This window comes from Curtobacterium sp. B18 (assembly GCF_000333375.1).
Taxonomy (GTDB): Bacteria; Actinomycetota; Actinomycetes; order Actinomycetales; family Microbacteriaceae; genus Curtobacterium.
On record NZ_BACZ01000446.1, the window covers coordinates 1 to 2,974 of the forward strand.

Annotated in this window: 1 protein-coding gene and 2 pseudogenes; all 3 read right to left on the bottom strand. The window is 73.0% G+C overall.

The window, feature by feature from the left end:
- Positions 1–132 precede the first annotated feature (132 nt).
- Positions 133–327 (bottom strand): annotated as a pseudogene (locus I5E_RS23635) (ThuA domain-containing protein); the annotation flags it as partial.
- A gap of 719 nt (positions 328–1,046) precedes the next feature.
- A complete protein-coding gene (locus I5E_RS25505) occupies positions 1,047–2,498 on the bottom strand; it encodes an ABC transporter ATP-binding protein (protein ID WP_261974930.1) in 1,452 nt (483 codons plus the stop codon).
- Positions 2,499–2,864: 366 nt separating this feature from the next.
- Positions 2,865–2,974: pseudogene (locus I5E_RS26460) on the bottom strand (DNA-binding response regulator); the annotation flags it as partial.

Consider the following 2,974-nt stretch of genomic DNA (forward strand, 5'->3'; position numbering starts at 1 on the left):
TCGCGACACCGATCGGCGCGAGCGTGCCCTCGGGCAGCGCCCGGATCTCGAGCGGCAGGTACCCGAGGCGGTGCAGCGCCCGGACGTGGTCGGTGCCGATGTGGTTCGGCCCGAAGTACCCCTGGAGCGCCTGCTCGAAACCGGACGGTTCCAGGCGTCGAAGTCCCTCGCCGACTGTGTGGTCGTGGCCAGCACGTCGTTGTACTCGTCGGAGAGCACCCAGTACTGCTCGGTGACGAGGTCGAAGTCCTCGATGCCCTCGGTGATCGGGTGCTCGTGCCCGAGGTCCGTGATGTGCACCGTGTACGGGATGTAGTTGTCGGACTGCCCGAGTAGTGCGACGACGACGACCGCGATGAGGAGCTTGACGATCCCCTCGCCCACGCGTCCGCTCACGACGTCGGCCGGGACCGCCCACGCGGCGCCCCACGGCGTCCACCCGGCGACGTCGGCGACCCGCTGCGTCTCGGCGCCGCTCGGGTCGAGCCAGTCGACCCGCAGCAGGAGTGACACGGCCGGGATCGCCAGGACGACGATGACCAGGGCGACGAACCAGCCGGCGTCGCGGGAGCGGTGCGCACCGATCAGGGACGCCCCGACCGCGCTGCCGACGCGGATGAGCAGGGCGCAGGTGACGATCGCGAGCAGGGCCGCGACGACACCGAGGACGCCCACGGCGCCGCCCCGCATCCACGTGACCGACTGCGCCACCGCGACGATCGCGACCGAGACCACCGGCACGCCGATGAGCCCGGCGACCCCGAGCCCGACGGCCAGCTCGCGACGGTCGATGCCGAAGACGGTGAACCGCCTCGGGTCGAACTGGTCGCCACGTCCGACGACGATCGGGACGACGGTGAACGCGAAGGCGATGAGGGCGCCGACCGGGACGACAACGGAACGTGCGACCTCGGGCGCGGCGTCACGGAGCCCGGCGACCTCGATCGCGACGAGCACCGCGGCGACGAGGCCGGCGAGACTGCCGAGCACGACCAGGACGGAGCGTCGCGCGCTGCCGCGGACCGAGCCCGCGAGCAGGTCCGCCCTCAGCCGGAGAAGCTGTGCAACCATTCCATGCTCTCTGCCACGACGCGGCCGCCCGCGAGTTCGACGAACTTGTCCTCGAGGCTCTTGCGCCCGCGGACCTGCGCCATCGTGCCGGACGCGAGGACCTTGCCGCCGACGATGATGGCGACCGAGTCGCACGTCCGCTGGACGAGCTCCATCGAGTGGCTGGAGAGCACCACCGTGCCGCCCCCACGCGTGTAGCGACGGAGGATCTCGGTGATGGTCGCGGCGCTCACCGGGTCGACGGACTCGAACGGCTCGTCGAGCACCAGGACCCGGGGCGAGTGGATGAGCGTGGCGGCGAGGGCGATCTTCTTCGCCATGCCGACCGAGTAGTCGGCGACCTGTCGGCCGAGCGCCTCGCCGAGACCGAACGCCTCGGCCAGGTCGCTGCTGCGCTTCCGCGCGGTCGCGCCGTCGAGCCCGCGGAGGGTCGCCGAGTAGTAGAGGAGCTGCGCGCCGGTCAGCCGGTCGAACAGCCGCAGGCGGTCCGGCAGGACGCCGAGGTCGCGCTTGGCGGCGGTCGGGTCGGCCCAGACGTCGTGGTCGAGCACCGTCACGCTGCCCGCGTCGGGACGCAGGAGTCCGGTGACCATCGACAGCGTGGTCGTCTTGCCGGCGCCGTTCGGGCCGACGACGCCGAAGATCGAGCCCTGGCGGATCTCGAGGTCGACCTCGTCGACGGCGAGCGTCTGCCCGTACCGCTTCACGAGCCCGGAGGCGCGGAGGACGACGGGCTGCTGGGGCTGCTTGGTCGTGGGAGCGGGGCGCTTGGACCCGCTCGGGCGCTTCTTGGCGGGCTTGGTGCCGGTCGCGGACGCGCCCGTCGTCGGCGTGTCCGTCGCGGTCGCGCCGTCGGTCGCGGATGCGGCCGTCGCCGGCGCGTCCGCGGGTGCGTCGGTCGCGGGTGCGTCCGTCGCGGGTGCACCGGTCGCGGGTGCGTCCGTCGCGGTGGTCCCGTCCGTCGCGGCGGTCCCGTCCGTCGCGGCGGTGCCGTCGGTCGCGCGGCCGGGAGGCACGGTGCCGGTCTTCCCCGCCGCCTGCGTCGGGCGGGTGGCGCGTCCCTTGCCGCCGCGCGCCTTGGCAGGGCGGCTCGTGGTCGTCGGGGCGACCGCCTGAGCGGCGACCCGGTCCCCGTCCGTCTCCGTCGTGTCGGTGGCCGTCGTGTCGTCGGTCATCGCGTCCTCAGCGGAGGCGTCGTGCGCATCCCCGTCCCCCATGTCGTCGTCCGCGACGTCGTCCGTCGCGGTGGCGTCGTCGTCCGTCGCGGTGGCGTCGTCGTCCTCGGTGGCCGCGTCGTCCGGGTCAGCGGTGTCGTCCGCGTCGGCGGTGTCGTCCGCGTCGGCGGCTTCCGCTTCCGCTTCCTCGGTCAGCCAGGCGGCGTCCGACGTGGCGTACACGTCGTCGTCTTCCCCTGCTGCTGCGGCCACCGCCCCACCGTACCAACGCTCACCCGGCTGCGGGGGACGCCCGGGGCGCGCTGTCCCGAATCCCCGGTGCGGGGTCACGAATTGAGCACGAAGCGCCCGGAGCTGTACCCCGTCGGCGGGTCGTTCCGTATCATTCACCGAGGCACGACGAAGTGTTCACCACTTGGAAACCTGCCCCGGCCGGCCTCCCCGTGACGATCCCTCCCTGCGAATGCGCGCAGAGACGGCGGTCCTCCCGGGCAGATCGAACCTTGCGGGGGCAGACTCGACGAGGCCCGCCCGTGCCCCAGGGCGCGCGGGCGGACACCAGAAGGGACCAGCATGACCACGCAGATCGTCATCCTCGCAGCAGGGATGGGCAGCCGCCTCGGCGAGCCGGGTGACCCGGTCCTTGAGCAGGTAGCCGATGCCGGTCGCCCCCGCGGCGAGGACGTCCTCGGCGTAGGTGGCCTCGACGTACTGGGACAGCAGGAGCA